We start from the raw sequence: 18107 nt of genomic DNA on the forward strand, positions 1-18107 counted from the left end.
AGGTTGCATTTATAGTTTTCTGTGTATGTTAAGTATACAGAAGCGAACTAAAATGAACACTTCATCTTCACACTTGGACCAAGGCCATGAAAAGTATCGCGCTGTACACTCTCACCGTTTTGATTTGGGGCTCTACTTGGCTCGCTATTGAATTTCAATTAGGTGACATCGCCGTTGAAGTTTCGCTATTCTATCGCTTTAGCCTTGCAGCTATTTTGATGTGGATGTGGGTGGGCGTAAAAAAACTCCCCATGAATTACACCCGCCGAGACCATGGTTTTTTTGTTTTATTAGCGCTGTGTAATTTTGGACTTAATTATTTGGTTCTTTACTGGGCACAAAATTACTTAACGTCAGCCATGACATCCATTGCTTTTTCAATGCTGCTCATAATGAATATTATTAATACCCGCTTATTCTTTGGTAAACCTATCGCCAAACGTATTTACAGCGGCGCTATTTTAGGTGTTTTAGGCATCATTTGCTTGTTTTGGCCACAGTTACAGCAGTTCGACTTGAGTAACGGGGTGTTGGTCGGGTTACTACTTGCTCTAAGTGGTACCTTTGTGGCTTCATTAGGGAATATGGTCAGTGTTCGCAATTCTCACCAGCAAATAGGTGTTATGCAAGGTAATGCGTGGGGCATGCTATATAGCGCGATTGGGCTATTATTTTACGTCATTATTAGCGATGCTCAGTTTAGCTTGTCGGCACCTGCAAGCTATTGGTATTCATTAGTTTATTTATCTGTATTTGGCACTGTTATCGCATTTGCTTGTTACTTTGCATTACTAAGAAACATAGGCCCAGAACGCGCCAGTTATGTGATTGTATTATTTCCTTTAGTTGCCGTTGCACTGAGCACATTATTTGAAGGGTTTATCTGGCAAACGAATACGTTTATAGGCTTTAGTTTAGTGCTGGTAGGTAACGCCATTGTACTAACCCCAACAAAACGAATTAAAGCATTTTTTGCAGCGCGGTCATTGCAGCAAAAAAGCTCCATCCCCGGTTAGAATACGTTTTAAACGTAACTAACCCCAAAGCGCCTACTTGTTAGGCGCTTTTTTTATTTTTAACTGCATACTTTTTTTATCTCTAACTGTATAGAGGTACACGTTGGCACACAAAAACGTAGGGCTCGTGGATGCACTTGAATAGAAGCAGGTGTTACACCAATCAACTCGCCATCGGCTTCAATAGGTAAATTAGGTGTATTAATGGTTGCAACCGTCACGCGTTGATACTCAAGCCCTGTCATTGTATGGTGATTGCGTAGTAATAAACGCATAAAACTATATAGGTTGCCCAACAACCCACGCGCAGGCATGGCATAGCATTCCAAGTAACCACTGTTCAATCGTGCCTTAGGTGCAATAGCCAAGCCACCACCAAAATAACGATGGTTCGCAAATACAGTGATTAGATTTTTATACGCATACTCACGCCCTGAAAAATCACTGGTGATATGCGTACCTTTATAACCTAATAGATATTTAAATCCTGCCAAGCTATAACCAAGCGAGGACCGAGCAGGTTTTGTCTGCAATGCTTTGACAACATGAGCGTCAAAACCAACCCCTGCAATATTGACAAAATAACGGTCATTTATTTGCCCAACATCTATTTTGACATCACCTTGACTAAAAACCGCCGTGCGCCACTCTTTATCAGAGCAGCCAAAGCCTCGTGAAAAATCATTCCCTGTACCTAATGGCAATAACGCCAACGAACACGAAAGTCCCACAAGTGCATTAACAGCTAAATTGAGTGTACCATCCCCTCCAACCACCACTGCACGTTGATAATATTCCGCGCGTTGAGTTATTTTTTTGCAATCTGGATGAAAATTTCCCGTGGTATATATTATTTCAGTACTTATTTGTCGTTGATTGCACTCATGGAGTAACCAATCACATACTTTTTTATGATTTTTATTTGTACTTGGTTTAATAATTATCAACATCGTAATACCAATCTACCCACCTATTTAAAAAAACACATTAACAAAAGATAAATTAATCTGAATAATTAGTCACTTTTTCTATTTCACAATGCATAAAAAATAAAAAATAAAATTAAAACCCTTTAAATACAGACCAAAAACACCACCCAACCTTCATAACCATGCAGTTATCACAGATCATAAAATCTGAACTGCACGTTAAAAAAACATATTCGGATTAGTTATTTCTATCTGACCACCCTAATTTTTATCGTTTTATTTTTGTGCAATTAAGCGTCAGAATAGCCCTGTTGTCAAAACAGACATAACCCGGAGCAAAGTAATGAACCCAGTAAATACATTAAATGAAAATGCAGCAACGCATGTTGCCGTAAAACCAGCCAATCGCAAAGCAAAAATGCTCGCTAAACTTAACCGTTATGGTAAAAAGCTAGCACTTGGCGGCGCAGTTCAATATAAGTAACCACCCAACCATGGTTACTTTAGCGGTGCAGCAAACACCCAACCACTAAATGAAAACACTTATTTAGCTCCCTCGTTTGCTGCAACCCCTTCTTAAAACACCTCAAAAACACTTAATTTCAAAAAAAAACCACTTTTTAGAACAAAAAACCAGCAAACGATCTTTTTCCTATTTACACAGCCCACACACCTAAGTATTATCTTGCGTCAACGGAGAGATGGCAGAGTGGTCGAATGCACCGGTCTTGAAAACCGGCAGGGGTTTATAGCCCCTCTAGGGTTCAAATCCCTATCTCTCCACCATTATTACTTTTTGGTGGTTCACTCGACTATCAAAATGAAAAGTTTATGCGCTGGAGAGGTGGCCGAGTGGCCGAAGGCGCTCCCCTGCTAAGGGAGTATAGGGTTTGTAGCTCTATCGAGGGTTCGAATCCCTCCTTCTCCGCCATTTATTAAATTAAACCGCTTAATTGCGGTTTTTTTATGTCCGTAACCTTTACACCGATGAAGGAGGGTGAGAATCCTCGACTAGGGTTCGATAAAATGTCAGGAACATTTTAGGCCGCTGCAAGCGTCGCGAAGCGATTGATTACATGGACGTAAGCAAGCCCATCCCCACGTTTGACTTAAATAACAGTATGAAAAGCCCGTTCTGTATAACTATGGCCTTTACACCAATGAAGGCGGGTGAGAACCCTCGACCAGAGTTCGACCAAACTTTATCGGGAACAAAGTTAAACGCGCGCAGTGCGGTCAAAAAACTAAACTCTAGCTCCTTTCCGCTAAATTGTGTAATGTAATAACAAATACAACGCATCAACTTTTAAACCAAATTCAAAAATCGTTCTCATTTTCTTTTCAGAAACACCAAAATATTTCCTAAGGCTACAAGTTGAGTAACAAAGAGGACAAAGAAAGTGGTATTTTATATGCAGTTTTTACAACTGTATTATTGTACTTCCTTTTCAAAATTACTTTAATTTACACAATAGTTTCAGATAGACATATTTCTTGTCTAAGCTCTCACTGGGACAACATTGAAGTAGTTATTACTCCTTTTTCTGCATTCTTAATTTTAGCAATATTAAGTTGTATTTGGTTGTTCCTTAGTTGTTTAAAATATAAAAAGAAGGTAGGTAAAGCAGCCTATCTAATATTTTTTGTTGCAGCAGTATTCTATTATTTTTGGTTTAAAGGTTTTTACGGCTTTTGGTTACTAATAGAATATGAGCAGGACAAAATAACCCTCTCACAATTTTTTAACCAAACTGGAAGCGATGAGTTATTTAAATTATATGAAGGGCATCACGAAATTCAAATGTTCTGCCAATCATATGATCACAATTCAGATAAAAAATCTGATAACTAAATATTTCACTATAGTGATTAACCGCTGCAAGCGCCTCCCGCGATTGATTACATGGACGTAAGCAAGCCCATCCCCACGTTTAACTCGCATCTCAGTATAAATTCTCCAAGCTTTATGACATTCACGGTGGTAAGCCACTCGCCTACAAGTAGTATCTACCGTGATTCTGTAGATACGTCATTTATAACGAAAACTATGCCCTACCACTTCTTTTTGCTAGTGTGCTTAGATAACTCAATTTAAGCACTAGAAACTATGACTAACACCATGACCGAACTTGAAAAAATGCAGCTGGGCTTATCTTATATTGCCTCAGATCCAGAACTAGCAAACACGCAAACTCACGCCAAACTGGTATGCCATCAGTTTAATTTGGCCGATCCAACAACACCGTATGAGTGAGTTAAAATTCTTGGTGCCTTATTAAAGTTTAAAGGTAAGGCCTACCTTGAACCGATGTTTTATTGCGGTTTTGGTTTTAATATAGAGCTTGGCGATAATTGTGTGATTGGCGCAGGCAGTGTAGTGACAAAAGATATTCCGGCCAATTCGGTGGCCGTTGTAATCCCTGCAAAGTGATTAGGGCGATAAAAACTAAATAGTCGCCCTGGTTGTTAACGCAGGTTAATCTTGCAAACTAAACCCATCTGCATCTAAATGCGCGGGGAAACTTTGCTTAAATAGTTCAAGCGGCTCTTTCTTTAAAGTGGTAATTACAATGTCTGATTCATTGTCTATTGCAGCGACTAGCACATCACCTTTGAAATCATACACTGCAGTGCCGCCATTATGCACAACGCCATTGCCATCTTCCCCCACACGGTTCACACCAACCACATAGCACTGGTTTTCCATCGCACGCGCCATTAATAGGGTATCCCATACATTACGCCTTGCTGCGGGCCAATTGGCGACATTTATCATCACATCGTAATCGTTACGATTACGTTGAAAAACCGGGAAGCGTAGGTCATAACACACTTGCGGTAAAACCCTAAAACCATTAATGGTGAATATTTGCCGCTGCTGCCCAGCTTTTACAAAATCACCTTCTTTACCCAAACAAAATAGGTGGCGTTTGTCGTAAAACTTAACCTCACCACTGGGCCACACCCAGTAAAAACGATTGGCTTTTTTGTCACCTTGCTCTACTAATACGGAGCCTGCAACCACTGCATTGGCCGATTTAGCTGTCGCGATTAACCAAGCAAGTACTTGACCGTTTTCCGGTTCAGCGCAATCGAGGCTTATCGCAAAGCCGGTGGCGAACGTTTCGGGTAATAAAATAAGATCAACCGCTTTATCTATATTAGCTATTTTATTGCCAAAATTTTCCAAGTTAGCAGCTTTATCTAACCAGTTAAGCGAGGTTTGCACCAAAGCGAGCGTTAAAGTTGACATAAAATCTCCGCAGCTTGCAGCAAAGTTTCATCGCTTTTAGCAAAGCACAAACGAATTACTTTATCGTGACTTGGTTGTTGATAAAACACACTCAATGGGATAGCAGCAACGCTCGCCTGTTCAACTAGCCATTGGCAAAACTCAACATCATTTAACTCAGACACATCACTGTAATCGAGTAGCAAAAAGTAAGTGCCTTCGCTGGGCAAAATAGTAAAGCGGCTACCTTTAAGAGCATTACTGAGCACATCGCGTTTTTGTTGATAAAACTCACTAAGCTCATCCACATGCTCTCCTTGTTGCTCTAACATATCGGCTAATGCATGTTGTGCAGGCGTAAAACTTGAAAAGGTCACATATTGATGGATTTTACGAAACTCCACAGCCAAGCTTGCTGGTGCGATGCAATATCCCATTTTCCAACCCGTACTGTGAAATGTTTTACCGAAACTTGAAATAACAAAGCTTTTTGCAAATAGCGCATTATCACGCAGTACACTTAAGTGAGGCTGCCCATCAAAGGTAATGTGCTCGTATACTTCATCGCTGATGACATATAAATCATGCGCTGAAACTATCGCTTTAAGGGCATTTATATCTTGCTGCTTTAATGTTTTGCCACTGGGATTATGTGGGGTATTTATAATTATTGCGCGGGTGTTTTTATTTACGGCACTGGCAACAGCTTGCCAATCAATCACATAATCTGGCGCATGTAGCGCAATATTAACCGACTTACCGCCTGCCAGCTCTATTGCCGGTTGATAAGAGTCATAAGCGGGGTCAAATATAATGACCTCATCGCCGCGACGTACAATAGCTTGAATTGCAACAAATAATGCCTCTGTGGCGCCTGATGTAACGGTTACCTGCTGATCGGCATTAATTTCTGCACCGTATTTTCGCTGTGCTAATTCAGCTATTTGTTGCTGTAGTCGCGGCACACCACTTGAAGGCGAATATTGATTCATTCCTTCTAATACATAATGGTTCAGCTGTTTTTTTAGCAGCTCTGGCGCGTCAAATTCAGGGAAACCCTGCGATAAATTAATTGCTTCATATTGATTTGCTAAAGTGGTCATTTGACTAAAAATACTGGTGCCTAAATTTGGCAATTTACTTTCAAACACTGGTTACCCTTAATGATGGTTTTGCGCCCAAAGCGATGCTATCATTGCTTATAAAAGAAGTATAGCCGTCTAAATCGTTTTAGTAGCTCGAGGATTATATGCATAACAATACCGCTATTTCAGAACTTATAGAAGCAGGAAAATGGATCAGTCAACGTGGTTGGGTTCCTGCAACAGGTGGCAACTTTTCAGCTCGTACAACCACCGGATTTGTTGTAACTGCCAGCGGCTTTGATAAAGGTCAGCTCGGTACTCATACCTTTATTCAGTTAGACCATAATGGTGATCGCAGCGCGGGTTCAGCCAAACCTTCTGCCGAAACAGAGCTGCATTTATGCATGTACAAACTCATTCCTTCAGCTAACTTTGTATTGCATACCCACTCTGTTGCAGCCACGGTACTATCGCGGGTAGTTAAAGGCCACAGCCTTGATTTACAAGGCTACGAAATGCAAAAGTCAATTGCAGGCAATACGTCACATTTAGACACACTTAGTATTCCTATTTTTGATAACGACCAAGATATTGATCGCCTAAGCTTATTAGTAAGTGACCATCACTTACATACGCCGATTGAGTATGCAGTGCTTATTCGCGGCCATGGTCTATATGTTGTAGGGCGTGATATTCGTGAAGTACGTCGCCACTTAGAAGGCTTAGAGTTTTTATTTAGTTGTGAGCTTGAGCGTTTAAAATTAGAAGGTATTTCAGCAGAGGCAAAAGTATGATCAAGGCATTATTAACTGATATTGAAGGCACAATTACCCGAATTTCATTTGTTAAAGAAGTGCTGTTTCCTTATGCCGCTGCGCGGTTACCCGAATTTGTAAAAGCAAACCAGCAACAAGACGCCGTAGCTGAACAATTAAATGCCGTAAAAGAATTTATCGAGCAGCCAGATGCCCCTATAGATACGGTTATTAGCACCTTGCTCAAATGGGTTGCCGACGATAAAAAAATTACCCCACTTAAGCAACTGCAAGGTTTGATTTGGCAGGCGGGTTACGAAAATGGTGATTTTACTGGTCACTTATATCCTGATGCCTACCAGTTTTTACAACAGCAAAAACTCGCAGGTCAGCAGCTTTATGTGTATTCGTCAGGTTCAGTAAAAGCACAACATTTGATTTTTCAATACTCCGATTTTGGTGACATCCGCCCACTATTTACTGATTACTTTGATACCAAGGTTGGTGCAAAACAAGAGCAATCATCGTATGAAAGCATTATTACGCAACTGCCATTTGACGCAAATGAAGTGTTATTTTTGAGCGATGTGGTTAGCGAGCTTGATGCAGCTAAAGCCGCAGGCCTAAATACGTTGCACTTAATCCGTGATGGTCAAGCCTGCTCGGTTGAACATAATTACATTAACGATTTTAGCCAGTTTACAGCGGAGTATTTAGCATGAGCCAATTAACTATTTTTGCTGACTGTAATGGCGAAAATGCGCTTTTTACAAGTCATGACAACAACGAGATAGCCGCAGAGTTAAATAAGGTCGGTGTACGTTTTGAGCAGTGGCAAGCAAGTGCAGTGATCACCGCCACTACTAATAATGAGGAGATCATTGCATCTTATAACACCGATATCGAGCGCCTAAAGCAACAAGGGGGCTATCAAACTGTTGATGTAATTTCATTGGCTAAAGGTAACCCCTCAGCGGCGGATTTACGCGCTAAGTTTTTATTTGAGCACACCCATAGTGAAGATGAAGTACGCTTTTTTGTGAAAGGCCAAGGGTTGTTTTGCCTACACATTAACGACAAAGTTTACCAAGTGCTGTGCCAACAGGGTGACTTGATTTCAGTCCCTGAACTCACGCCGCATTGGTTTGATATGGGCAGCGATCCTGAGTTTACCGCGATTCGTTTGTTCAATAACACTGAGGGCTGGGTTGCACAAAGCACAGAATCAGAGATTGCCAAGCAATTTCCGTTATTAGATTAACGACCTGTTATTTAAAACCAAAAGGCTAAAAATGGAAAAGCTATTCTCATACGGTACGCTGCAATTAGAGCAAGTACAGCTTGATACCTTTGGCCGTTTGCTTGAAGGCCAAGCCGATACACTACAAGGTTACGTAATAGGTGAAGTTGAGATCTCCGATGCCGCCGTGCTGAAAAGCAGCGGCCAACGGTTTCATCCTGCATTAATTAAAACAGGACTGGCGACAGATACAGTAACCGGCACCATTTTTACTATCACCGCAGAAGAACTCGCCAACGCAGACAACTACGAAGTTAATGATTACGTACGAGTTGAAGAGATATTTAGCAGCGGTATTAATGCGTGGGTGTATGTAGCTAAAAGCCTAATATAGCTTACATTAGTTTACAAACACCCAACAAAAATACCCTAAAGACAAACAACTTCTGTTATTATTCTTTGTGATAAAAGCAATATATAATTAAAGGATTAGATATGGGGCTGGCGCGTTTTCTCACTCAAGGAAACTTAATATTAGTTGGCGAGTGGCAACTAAATATTGATCAGCAAAGTATTAGTGACGGTGATAACGTTAGGGAATTAGAACCCCTACTGTTCAAACTATTATGCTATTTTATTGAACATAATGAACGAATAATTCCTCGCCAAGAACTTGCTGAAAATATTTGGCAACAAAGTCATGTAGATGATAATGCTATTAACCGCGCCATCTCTGAGTTAAGAAAAGCCCTCAAGTCAGCAAAACAGCCCGGCCAGAGTATCAAAACTCATTACCGAGCTGGCTACAGTTTATTTATTTCAGTGAACTCAAGCGCAATTAGCGCTGAACCAGAACTTGCGGTAACCAAACCTATTATAACCCCTTTAGTTCCACCAACACTGCAACCGACGAGAACACCGATAAAAGTATATTGGCCTTGGACTATGGTCTTGCTGCTCTTAGTGATTTGCCTTTTTTGGTTTTATCAAGAGCAACCATCTGCCAGCAATGAAACACAAAGCTCCATGCCTTTTCTTACTTTAGAAGCTGAAACTATTTCTTGGCATAAGGGAAGTTACTATAACTTATTGCTTCCCCCTGATAAAAGTAAGCTGGCTTATATGGTTACCACTGCCAAACCAAGCGTAACAAGCGAAACAAGCAACATGTATGTGATGGACTTGGGCAGTAAAAAAGAATATTTGATTGATGCTGGCAAAGTTTATATTCAAGGTTGGTCAAGTGATGGTGAACGATTATTTTACATCAAGTGTAAGAAAAATAATAAATACCAGTGCCAGCAATGGCAAGCCAGTAATTTTATTTCTAAAGAGATAAAAAAGATGCCCCTACCGTATAGCATTACAGGGGGTGAAGAACTAACTCAGTACACGGAAATTGGCGATACAGCAATATTTCGTAGAAATAACTATCGTGGACTTACCCACCTCAATGCACTCTATGCCTATGATAAAAAAACAGGTGAGGAGCTGCGTATTACTACACCCAATATAACAGGTACTGGTGACTACTTATTAACATCGCTCTCAAATCCCGATAGAATTATCTTTGAGCGCCATAACGTTAGCCAATCTGAGATTTACATGGCTAACCTTGATGGGAGTTCGTTGAAGTTATTAACGACGTACACCCACAGAGCATGGGCGGCTACCTATGACAAAGATGACAACACTCTAATTTGGTACAACCGCTTTAATTCGACAATTGAGTCATTTTCGCTCGATACTATGCAGCTAGGGCAAGTGATTGAAGCCCCTGTAAAAGCGGCAAATTACGCATACCCACTTGATAAGCAAACCATATTAATCAGTACCGACTTACACGATTTAGATGTCAATATCTTTGATTTTAAAACGGCAAGCATGGAGCATATTGCCACAGCAAATAAACATGAGCGCGAGGGCGTAGCACTGAAAAATGGTGATATCTACTTTGCCGATGCTTATTACCACGATAAACGCGAACATTGGTTAAAAACGAGCAACCAATTTATCAACATTACTGATCAGTTAGGCACTGATAATATAATTATAGCTGCTGATGCTAATAGCTCGCATTTATTGAGCTACAACAAAAGTAGTTATCAACTCTCCATTTTGAATGCCACTGATTACCATGTGATAAAACAATGGACGATGCCTGGCCATATTCACAGTGCTGTAATGCGTAACAATAAAGTGGCTATAATCTATACGGATGCCACTAATCAAAACAACCAAATAATGCTGTTAAATACTGATAATGAAAACACTGTAATGAGTGACATCGACACTCCACTTGCGCTTGCTTGGCTTGATGACGATCAGTTAATTGTGCATACAAAAAACACGCAATTTTTAATACTTGATAGCCAAACCAATACTTATAAAGAATTTGCAACACCAGATAAACTAACGACAATCAAACCCTCTATAGTGGCTATAGCAAGCAATGATAAAACATTATTTGTGGCAACCGATTTAGAAATATACAGTACGACTTTAGATACAATGCAAGATGTTAAAAGTTTAGTAAAAATGAAGCCAACAAACTATGTAATGAAGCTAAATGCCCAGAATGATAAGTTAGCTATTTCACTTGTATCTACCTACAACCCAAATAGTATTGAACTTTACACAGAGCATAAACCAAATGACTAAAAGCCCCTCAAAGCGCCTCGCTTAATATCGGCTTGGCTATACACTCCAGTATCCAGTACCCAGCCCGTGATAAGCTTTGCGGGCGTTACGTCAAATGCTGGATTGTAAACTTTTGCGTTAGTCGGTGCCCAAAGCGCCTCGCCAAAACTGCCGCTGACACCGCGTACCTCTGCTCCATTACGCTGCTCTATTTCTATCTCTTTGCCGCACGCCGTGTTTATATCTAATGTGGTTAGCGGCGCAACAACATAAAATTCAATATCATGAAAGTGCGCAAGCACAGCTAAATTGTAAGTACCTACTTTATTTGCAAAATCGCCATTGGCGGCGATACGGTCTGCACCCACAAAAATTTTATCCACTTTGCCCGCGGCCATTAAACTTGCAGCCATGTTGTCGCAAATTAAAGTATAAGGGATTTGCCAGCGCTCTAATTCAAATGCAGTCAACCGCCCACCTTGTAACAATGGCCTAGTTTCGTCTACCCACACATGAATGTCACCATGGCGCTGCTGCGCTTTATAAATCACCCCAAGCGCAGTGCCTATGCCTGCAGTAGCTAACGCTCCCGTATTACAATGAGTCAGAATATTATCGCCACTGTTAACGAGTTTTGCTCCGTGAGTTGCCATTTTCTCGCACAGAGCAATGTCTTCGTTGAACAGCTTTACTGCTGTGTTTATAACTTCAGCTACATAATCTTGCTGCTGTAATGCCACCCTTAGTTTCGCCATGCAATGCATTAAATTAACAGCGGTGGGACGCGTAGCTTCAAGGTCATCAATGGCTTGCGCTAAAACAGCTTTGGTTGTGTCTTGTTCAGCCAAATAAGCAATTAATAAACTAGCACCTAAACCAATCAATGGAGCACCACGAATTTTTAAACTCAAAATTAGCTCTCTCATGGTTTTTACATCACGGCATTCATGCCACACCTGTTGATGGGGCAATAAATACTGATCCAATACCATTAAGGTATTATTTTGGAATTTTAAGCTGCTAGCGATTAAATCTTGCATATGAGTTGGACCTACCAATATAAAATCTGCTGCTATTTTACATCAGTTTTAAAAACCCACAAGGCGGAAGTGTAGACTTCCAAACGGTTAAAGGTATAGAATGCTATTGTTCCTGAATTAATAAGAGAAGCCCGATGGCCAAATACTTTGCGTTTAATGCCCAGCATGCGATTGATTATATTAAAAATCTTGTAAAAGAAGAGGGATATGATTTTTTTCAGCCAGATCAAACTTTAACTGCGTATGAGTTTGGTGATGGTAATTTAAACTTAGTATTTAGAATCAGTGATGAGCAAAATAACAGCGTTATATTAAAACAAGCACTGCCTTATGCTCGCTGCGTAGGAGAATCATGGCCATTAACACTTGATAGAGCACGAATTGAAGCTGAAGTGTTAGTTAATCATGGCGCTATTTGCCCTGAACACACAGCCAATGTATTGCATTATAACCCCGTATCAGCGTTAACTATTTTAGAAGATCTGGGTCATTTACAAATTTTACGCACCGCACAAATTAACGCAGAACACTTTCCATTGCTTGGCCAGCATGTAGCCCGCTATTTAAGTTATACGGGATTTTATAATTCAGATTTTTACTTAGCCGCTCAGGATAAAAAAGCGAAAGTCACTCAGTTTACCAACCCTGAACTTTGCCAAATTACTGAAGACTTATTTTTTAACGATATTCTGCGTGAGCATGAGCGAAATAACTACCCTGCACAATTACAAAGCACGGTGAGTAAATTACAAAGTAACGCTGCGCTACATTTAGCAATCGCAAAACTCAAAGCGCAATTTTTATCATGCCCGCAAACTCTGCTCCACGGTGATATGCATAGCGGCAGCATTTTTGCAGATCAAAGCACCACTAAGATAATCGATCCTGAGTTTGGTTTTTTTGGCCCTATAGGCTTTGATATCGGCTCATTTATCGGCAACTTATTATTAAATTACTGCGCTCAAAACGCCCGCATTAGTGAGTTTGTTATTCGCCGCAACTATCACAGCCACTTACTGACTTGCCTGCAAGAAAGCTATAGCTTATTTGAACAACAGTGGCTTGCGCTAATTGTAAAGCAAAGTACTGATTTGAATTTGCAAGCAAATGGCTACGCTGAACACTTTATGCAACAAGTTTTGCAAGATGCTATTGGCTACTGTGGTGTTGAGCTTATTCGCCGTACGATTGGCTTGGCTCATGTTGCCGATATTGATGGTATTGAAGATGAACAAGCCCGCTTAGATGTACAGCGTCACACCTTAGCGCTGGGCGAGCAGTTAGTACTCAACGCCCATACCTGCAATAACAAAGAGGAATTTTTCTCTTTATTAATAAGCCAACTAAATTAAGTGTATAAATATAGCAAAAGGCACTTTATTAAGTGCCTTTTTATCAACCTACTTTGGGCGGGCCCTATTACCTAGCCCCTTTAAATTACTGATAATTTTCATACATTTTATCTAGTGGTTCTGATAAGCCATTTTCCTGCACAACCCGAACATGTTCACGGCTGAGTTCTCGAGCACTAAATACACCACATGAGTGCGCAATTAACCCCGCCCCATAATGAATATACTTGTTGTAATTAGCGACACGCTGCGCCTTGTCAGCTACATCAAGGCCGCGCTGCAAGCGTTCATCGTGTGTTGTTATACCTGTTGGGCAAGTGTCCTTATTGCACTGCAATGCTTGAATACAGCCCAGGGCAAACATATGACCACGTGCAGAAACAACAAAATCTGCGCCAAGCGCCAGTGCCCAAGCCACTTTTGACGGCACAATTAATTTACCCGATGCAATCACCTTAACCCGCTCTCGTAAGCCATGTTTTTCAAGCATGCTAACGACTAAAGGTAGACTCTCTTTTAAGGGTAATCCAACCGAGTCCATTAAAGGTTGAGGTGCCGCGCCGGTGCCACCATCAGCACTATCGATAGTAATAAAATCGGGCGCTGATTCGATACCGCGATGGTTTATTTCTGCAAACAAGGTTTCTAGCCATGCATAAGCGCCTATAACGGCTTTAAAACCGGTAGGCTTACCTGTTGTTTCACGGACTTTTGCAATCATATCAAGTAAGTCTGACGGATTTTTAACCTCTGGATGACCATTTGGGCTGATTGAATCTTGCCCCTGTGGAATGCCCCGAATAGCTGCAATTTCAGCATTAACTTTTTTACCGGGTAGCATGCCTCCTTTGCCCGGTTTTGCTCCTTGGCTCATTTTTATTTCAAACATCTTAACTTGCTCATAAGCCGCAATCTCTTGAAGCTTTTTAATGCTCAAATTGCCTTGCCCATCACGCACACCATACTTAGCCGTGCCTATTTGGAAAACTATATCTGCGCCCCCCTCTAAATGATAAGGGCTTAAACCGCCTTCGCCTGTATTCATCCAGCATCCTGCAAGCTTTGCACCTTTTGATAAAGCACGCACTGCAGGTTTAGATAAGGCACCAAAACTCATACCTGAGATATTAAATAAGGAGTTTGTTGCATAAGGTACAGTACAATAAGGCCCAATTATTACAGCGCTTGGCTCGAGGGCTTCTTCGTCTAAGGTAGGAAACGCACAGTTCATAAACATAACTGTACCAGTGACTTCTAAACTCTGTGTTGAACCAAACGCTGATGTACGGTCAACATTCTTAGCCGCTTTGTACACCCAACTGCGATCAGCACGGTTGAAAGGCATTTCCTCACGATCCATGGCAAAGAAATACTGACGAAAAAACTCGCCTTGGCGCTCAAAAAAATATCGAAACCGGCCAATCACCGGGTAGTTACGCCTAATAGCTTGTTTTGATTGAGTTACATCTGCAATATAAAAATAAATAACCACTAATACAAACAAACCCAATGCCACAATAAATAAACTGGCAAACACATCTATACTAAAAATTATAAAATCACTCATCCAACGCCCCTTGCTGGTTATTTTATTCCAGCAAAGAGCATATAAGCAGATCAAATTTCAAGCAAAGAGTTTTATACCCTAGGACTTCAAATTGTTGGGCCTACACTGAATAACGGTTAGCTTTTCTGTTTAGCTAATTCAGCTTGAATATACAAACGAATTTGTTCCTCAAGAACTGACAGAGGGACTGAACCATGGCGAAGTATTTGATGATGGAATTCACGAATATCAAAGTTCTGCCCTAGTGCTTGCTCTGTTTCTTGGCGTAAACGCTTAATGGTTAACTCACCGATTTTGTAAGATAACGCTTGCGCTGGCCATGATATATAACGGTCAGTTTCTGTTTTAACGTTATGTAACGACAGGGCCGTATTTTCACTCATAAAGTTCATTGCACGCTCACGGCTCCAGCCATACATATGCATACCCGTATCAACAACTAAACGTGCAGCACGCCACATTTCATACGTTAAACGGCCAAAGTTACTATATGGGTCTTGATAAAAACCAGCCTCAAGTCCTAAATATTCAGAGTATAAACCCCAGCCTTCACCAAATGCTGACAAGTAAGCGTCGCGGCGATAACTTGGTAAATACTCTAACTCTGCATTGAGCGATATTTGTAAGTGATGGCCTGGCACTGCTTCGTGCAAAGTTAACGCCTCTAATACATACAAAGGACGTTTATCCAGCGCATAGGTGTTTACCCAATAAAAACCGGCTTGATCGTCACGGCTTGAACCAGAATAACGTCCGGTTGTATATTTTGGCGCAATACTCGCAGGTACTGGGGCTACACCGTAAGGCATACGCGGTAAGGTATGAAATAGTTTAGGTAATTGTGCATCCATTTTTTTAGCGATAAACGATGCTTCTTTTAATAACTCTTCGGGAGTTGTTGCGTAAAATTGCGGATCCGTACGCAAAAAATGCACAAATTCGGCAAACGTGCCTTCAAAACCAACTTGTTTAATCACCTCATACATTTCACCACGGATACGCGCAACCTCTTTTAAACCAAGCTCATGGATTTCTTTTGGCGTCATATCTGTGGTGGTGTAATACTTGGCGCGATTAGCATAAAACGCCTCACCATTTGGTGTAGTTGAAATGCCTATTTCGCTACGCGCACCCGGTTGATACTCTTCATTAAAAAACGTTAAATACCCCTTGTAAGCGACAATCACCTGATCTTTAATTATTTTTTTGGCTTGTCGTTGTAAAACTGAAAACTCATTATCACTTAATCCGGCAGTGTTAGTTAAAAATGGCTTATAAAATTCCGATTGCGTTACATCGTCAACAATGTAGGCGTTAATTGAGTCTTGATACCCGATTAAGACGGCTTTCGGTTGTGTTAAACCAGCTTGCAAGCCTTTACGCATCCAGCCAATATTTTGCTCAAAAAAGCGGGGAACTTGCTGCAAACGTTTAAGGTAAAGCTGGTAGTCAGCAGCTGTCTTATAATCTGAGCGCGATACCATAAACGACAAACTCGAATGAAAACCATATTCAGATGTCAGTGGCATGTAGTGTGCATTAAACACATATTCATCGACACTGTTTTGCACTTGAGCGCGGATTATAGTGAGGTTTATTCGATTTTCTTCATTGAGTTTATCTTTATCTATCGCGTCTAATTGCGCTAATAGCTGAATATTTTCTTGGTATTTTTTTTCAAGAAACTCAGCTGATAAATTACTCAATAAGTAGCCATCTACTCCTGCGGGGTTACTGTACGGGCTAATACTTTTACGATAGTCAACAATCGCTTCAGCGGCATCCGTAAATTGTTGGTCGCTGTTTATATCGGTCATTTGACACGCACTCAACGAACACACAAGAGCTAGGCTCAATAATGAGTGATGGAAAATATTTGAGCGTGGTTTTTTCATAGTTTTAGAGCTCTGTGGCGTTAATAGTAAGGCTAAGCTAACCCAGTAAGACTAAAACAATCAAAAAAATGCGACTAAGAGACTTTAAAATAAGGCTAAATTAACAGCAATTATTGCCTAGTACTTAATCAGTATTTTTTTACATTAGTGCTATTGTTGAGAAAATCAGCGATTGGAAAGCAAAAATGCAACTTTTGCTTCTAAATTGTGTTTTTTAGCTTTTAAATTCACTCGATACAGATTAATGTATTGAGGAAATAAATGCTAGGATAGCCCAGATGTCTCATGGATTGAGTTATTTAATTTAGCTGTTACGCGTATTTAGTTGGTATAAACAATGATGTTCCATGATTCCATGGCTATTGCTCAAGAAAAAATGACCAAGGTATGTATCTTTTTAGAACATCATAGTTTACCGCCGTCACCTCTAAATTATCAGGTAGTTTACACTTTCGTTAGCCAAGTCAATTCCGACCTAAGCACAACGATTGATCGCGCAATTGCCCAAGGGCAAATAATTGATTCTGTTTATATCGAACAACTTTATTTTGACTACATCGATCAGGCTCACAAAGCTGAAACCTCCATGGTTCGCAATGTCGATGGTGTTATTAATTCATTGTCGCGCTCAGCACACTCCACTGAAAAAGAAATAATTCGTTTTGCCAGCCAAGTGAGTGACTGCGTTCATTCACTTGATGAAAATAACGTTAAGCAAAGCCGCTTAGCATTAGAGACGCTAAGCAAACAGACTGCCCATTTACTCACACAGCATAAGCAATTTAAGCGAGAGCTTATCAAAGCTAAACGATTACAAGAAAGAACCCAGCAACAACTCCTACAATTACGTAAACAACACATCACTGATCACCAAACTGGTCTGTATAAGCGCCACTACTTAAACCAGCAAACACAATTATGGTTAGGTAAAAACAAATCAGTATGTGCAATCGCCATTCAAATTGATAATTTAGATCACTTTATTGATAACTACGGCGATATGATTGGTGAAGTTATTTTAAATAAAGTTGCTAAACAAATTCAAAAGTACGTATTTGAAAGCGGTTTACCCGGACGTACAGGTAAAGATGCATTTACCATTTTACTTGCTGATATTGACCCAGAAACAGCCAATGTTATAGCTGAAAAAGTCCGCAATGGAGTCGAGAAGTTACGCTTTGTAAGCTCAAAAAATGGTATTAAACTTCCACCAATTAGTTTATCCCTTGGTATTGCTAAGCATCACGACGAGAAAGATTTTAATAAATTAGCGCGCAAAGCATCGAATGCTGCATATAAAGCAAAATCTCTTGGTCAAAGCAGCTTTATCGCTGGTCAATAAACCATATAAAGTTG

17 protein-coding genes and 2 tRNA genes are annotated in these 18107 nt (G+C 40.5%); 13 read left to right on the plus strand and 6 right to left on the minus strand.

The window, feature by feature from the left end:
* Positions 1 to 86: 86 nt before the first annotated feature.
* Positions 87 to 1016 (plus strand): DMT family transporter, encoded by a 930-nt coding sequence (locus tag ADS77_RS11195; RefSeq protein ID WP_054454465.1) that lies wholly within the window; start codon positions 87 to 89, stop codon positions 1014 to 1016.
* A 59-nt stretch (positions 1017 to 1075) separates the two neighbouring features.
* Here ADS77_RS11195 and ADS77_RS11200 read toward each other — a convergent pair whose 3' ends face one another.
* Positions 1076 to 1966 (minus strand): diacylglycerol/lipid kinase family protein, encoded by an 891-nt coding sequence (locus ADS77_RS11200; protein WP_082355671.1) that lies wholly within the window; start codon positions 1964 to 1966, stop codon positions 1076 to 1078.
* A gap of 322 nt (positions 1967 to 2288) precedes the next feature.
* Here ADS77_RS11200 and ADS77_RS22510 point away from each other — a divergent pair, with 322 nt between their 5' ends.
* From ADS77_RS22510 to ADS77_RS22155, 5 genes are all read left to right on the plus strand, one after another.
* Positions 2289 to 2429 carry a hypothetical protein gene (locus ADS77_RS22510; protein ID WP_200909646.1) on the plus strand — a complete coding sequence of 47 codons (141 nt, stop codon included), beginning with the start codon at positions 2289 to 2291 and terminating at the stop codon, positions 2427 to 2429.
* A gap of 211 nt (positions 2430 to 2640) precedes the next feature.
* Positions 2641 to 2731: transfer RNA gene (locus ADS77_RS11205), tRNA-Ser, on the plus strand.
* Between the two features lie 52 nt (positions 2732 to 2783).
* A tRNA-Ser gene (locus tag ADS77_RS11210) sits at positions 2784 to 2876 on the plus strand.
* 444 nt (positions 2877 to 3320) lie between these two features.
* A complete protein-coding gene (locus tag ADS77_RS11215; RefSeq protein ID WP_054454469.1) occupies positions 3321 to 3797 on the plus strand; it encodes a hypothetical protein in 477 nt (158 codons plus the stop codon).
* Positions 3798 to 4052: 255 nt separating this feature from the next.
* Positions 4053 to 4199: a maltose acetyltransferase domain-containing protein gene (locus ADS77_RS22155; RefSeq protein ID WP_152960611.1), complete on the plus strand. Its 147-nt coding sequence runs from the start codon at positions 4053 to 4055 to the stop codon at positions 4197 to 4199.
* Between the two features lie 222 nt (positions 4200 to 4421).
* Here ADS77_RS22155 and ADS77_RS11220 read toward each other — a convergent pair whose 3' ends face one another.
* The gene (locus tag ADS77_RS11220) at positions 4422 to 5198 is read right to left on the minus strand and encodes an amidohydrolase (RefSeq protein ID WP_054454471.1); all 777 of its coding nucleotides are present in this window, start codon (positions 5196 to 5198) and stop codon (positions 4422 to 4424) included.
* Positions 5186 to 6328, minus strand: coding sequence for a methionine aminotransferase (locus ADS77_RS11225; RefSeq protein WP_054454473.1), 1143 nt, complete (start codon positions 6326 to 6328; stop codon positions 5186 to 5188). Before ADS77_RS11225 ends, ADS77_RS11220 begins: the two co-directional genes overlap by 13 nt.
* Before the next feature lie 98 nt (positions 6329 to 6426).
* Between ADS77_RS11225 and ADS77_RS11230 the strand changes: the two genes are divergently transcribed.
* From ADS77_RS11230 to ADS77_RS11250, 5 genes are all read left to right on the plus strand, one after another.
* Positions 6427 to 7056, plus strand: coding sequence for a methylthioribulose 1-phosphate dehydratase (locus tag ADS77_RS11230; RefSeq protein WP_054205286.1), 630 nt, complete (start codon positions 6427 to 6429; stop codon positions 7054 to 7056).
* Positions 7053 to 7739, plus strand: coding sequence for an acireductone synthase (gene mtnC, locus ADS77_RS11235; RefSeq protein ID WP_054454474.1), 687 nt, complete (start codon positions 7053 to 7055; stop codon positions 7737 to 7739). Before ADS77_RS11230 ends, mtnC begins: the two co-directional genes overlap by 4 nt.
* A complete protein-coding gene (locus ADS77_RS11240) occupies positions 7736 to 8278 on the plus strand; it encodes a 1,2-dihydroxy-3-keto-5-methylthiopentene dioxygenase (protein WP_054205288.1) in 543 nt (180 codons plus the stop codon). Before mtnC ends, ADS77_RS11240 begins: the two co-directional genes overlap by 4 nt.
* A 31-nt stretch (positions 8279 to 8309) precedes the next feature.
* A complete protein-coding gene (locus ADS77_RS11245; protein ID WP_054205289.1) occupies positions 8310 to 8651 on the plus strand; it encodes a gamma-glutamylcyclotransferase family protein in 342 nt (113 codons plus the stop codon).
* A 101-nt stretch (positions 8652 to 8752) separates the two neighbouring features.
* Positions 8753 to 10918 (plus strand): winged helix-turn-helix domain-containing protein, encoded by a 2166-nt coding sequence (locus ADS77_RS11250; protein ID WP_054454476.1) that lies wholly within the window; start codon positions 8753 to 8755, stop codon positions 10916 to 10918.
* Here ADS77_RS11250 and mtnA read toward each other — a convergent pair.
* Positions 10915 to 11937: an S-methyl-5-thioribose-1-phosphate isomerase gene (mtnA, locus tag ADS77_RS11255; protein ID WP_054205291.1), complete on the minus strand. Its 1023-nt coding sequence runs from the start codon at positions 11935 to 11937 to the stop codon at positions 10915 to 10917. The genes ADS77_RS11250 and mtnA overlap by 4 nt on opposite strands.
* Positions 11938 to 12071: 134 nt before the next feature.
* On the opposite strand from mtnA, the gene mtnK reads away from it, so the two are divergent.
* Positions 12072 to 13289: an S-methyl-5-thioribose kinase gene (gene mtnK / locus ADS77_RS11260; protein ID WP_054205292.1), complete on the plus strand. Its 1218-nt coding sequence runs from the start codon at positions 12072 to 12074 to the stop codon at positions 13287 to 13289.
* Positions 13290 to 13374: 85 nt separating this feature from the next.
* Here mtnK and ADS77_RS11265 read toward each other — a convergent pair whose 3' ends face one another.
* Together ADS77_RS11265 and ADS77_RS11270 are read right to left on the minus strand one after the other, a co-directional pair.
* The gene (locus ADS77_RS11265) at positions 13375 to 14856 is read right to left on the minus strand and encodes an FMN-binding glutamate synthase family protein (RefSeq protein ID WP_054205293.1); all 1482 of its coding nucleotides are present in this window, start codon (positions 14854 to 14856) and stop codon (positions 13375 to 13377) included.
* Between the two features lie 116 nt (positions 14857 to 14972).
* Positions 14973 to 16751: a DUF885 domain-containing protein gene (locus tag ADS77_RS11270; RefSeq protein ID WP_054454478.1), complete on the minus strand. Its 1779-nt coding sequence runs from the start codon at positions 16749 to 16751 to the stop codon at positions 14973 to 14975.
* Positions 16752 to 17106: 355 nt separating this feature from the next.
* On the opposite strand from ADS77_RS11270, the gene ADS77_RS11275 reads away from it, so the two are divergent.
* Entirely contained in the window at positions 17107 to 18093 is a 987-nt protein-coding gene (locus ADS77_RS11275) for a GGDEF domain-containing protein (protein WP_054205295.1), read from the plus strand.
* The last annotated feature ends 14 nt before the right edge of the window (positions 18094 to 18107 follow it).

The organism is Pseudoalteromonas porphyrae (assembly GCF_001298125.1).
Taxonomy (GTDB): Bacteria; Pseudomonadota; Gammaproteobacteria; order Enterobacterales; family Alteromonadaceae; genus Pseudoalteromonas; species Pseudoalteromonas neustonica.